The following is a 1,180-nucleotide window of genomic DNA, read 5'->3' as shown; positions in this document are numbered from 1 at the left end:
ACGGATACGTGTCGTCGTTCGAGCGGACCTTGAGGTTGCCCGAGGGGATCACGAGGCGCTCGCCCGGGAAGCGCGCGGAGAGCGCGGCGCGGCGGCGGGCCGCGTACGGGGCCTGCTCGTCGGGCTCCAGGTCGTGCCGCTCGGTGTCGGCCCATCCGGTCCGCATCAGCGCGGACAGTTCCTCGGAGATCCCTGCGTAGAGACCGTTCTTCCGGCCCTTGGCCACGTCGTCCACCTTCCTCTGAAAGCTGCTGAGGGTGCTCTCGCGCACGGCTCCGGCGACTCGCTCCCGCCGCCGGACCGCGTCGACTCCCGGACGGTATCCCTCGCCTCGCGCGCGCGGGGCCGGGAAGTGCCACTGGCACGGATCGGCCATGCTCCCGGCCGGAGCGTCGATAATGCGGCTCATGACGAACGCGAGACTCGGCGAGGCCCTGCGGCTCCTGGGGCTCGGCCCCGCGGCGGCCCGGGTCTATCTGGCCCTGCTGGAGCTGGCGCCCGCCCCGCTCAGCACGATGGGCCCGGCGGCCGGACTCGACGACGCGGAGCTGGCCACCGCGTACGCCGCGCTCGTCGACGCCGGTCTGGCCAGCGCCGCCGAGGAGGGCGGGGACATGGTGGCGCCGGTCCCGCCCACCGCCGGCCTGGAGATCCTCGCCCGGCACCGGGCGGCCGAGGTGGAGGAGTCGCGCATCGCCGTCGGCGGCGCGTTCGAGTCGTTCCGGCGCCAGCGGCTCGCCGCGTACAACGACGACCTCGTCGAGGTCGTCACCGGCGAGGCCATCGGCCCGCGGATCCGGCACGCCTGGGCGAGCGCCCGCGAGCAGATCCGGCAGTTCGAGTCGCCGCCGTACTTCCCCCTGACCGGCGCCACGGAGGACGCGCTGGCCACCCTGGCGNNTCGCGCGAGTCACTGGAGCATCCGGGCCGTCTCCACGAGGCCATCGAACCGGTCGTCAACGCGGGCGAACAGGCCAGGGTGCTGCCGTCCGTGCCGGTCAAGCTCGTGATCATCGACGAGGCGTACGCGCTCGTCTCCTTGTCGATCAAGGAGGCCGACGTGCACAACACCATGCTGGTGGTGCAGCCCTGCGGACTGCTCTCCGCGCTCGTCGCGCTGTTCGAGCAGTCCTGGCACAGCGCCCTGCCGCTCCACGGCGGCACCACGCGTCCGGGCGGC

General features: G+C 73.4%; 3 pseudogenes. 2 read left to right on the top strand and 1 reads right to left on the bottom strand.

Annotated features, from left to right (window positions below):
• A pseudogene (locus tag AOK22_RS36610) lies at positions 1–226 on the bottom strand (aminopeptidase P family protein); the annotation flags it as partial.
• A 181-nt stretch (positions 227–407) separates the two neighbouring features.
• Between AOK22_RS36610 and AOK22_RS43470 the strand changes: the two are divergent.
• Positions 408–899, top strand: a pseudogene (locus tag AOK22_RS43470) (LuxR family transcriptional regulator); the annotation flags it as partial.
• A gap of 2 nt (positions 900–901) precedes the next feature.
• A pseudogene (locus tag AOK22_RS43465) lies at positions 902–1,180 on the top strand (LuxR family transcriptional regulator); the annotation flags it as partial.

The organism is Streptomyces silaceus, from assembly GCF_001419745.1.
GTDB lineage: Bacteria > Actinomycetota > Actinomycetes > Streptomycetales > Streptomycetaceae > Streptomyces > Streptomyces silaceus.
The sequence above is the reverse complement of the archived record's forward strand: the minus strand, read 5'-3'. Positions and strand labels throughout refer to the sequence as shown.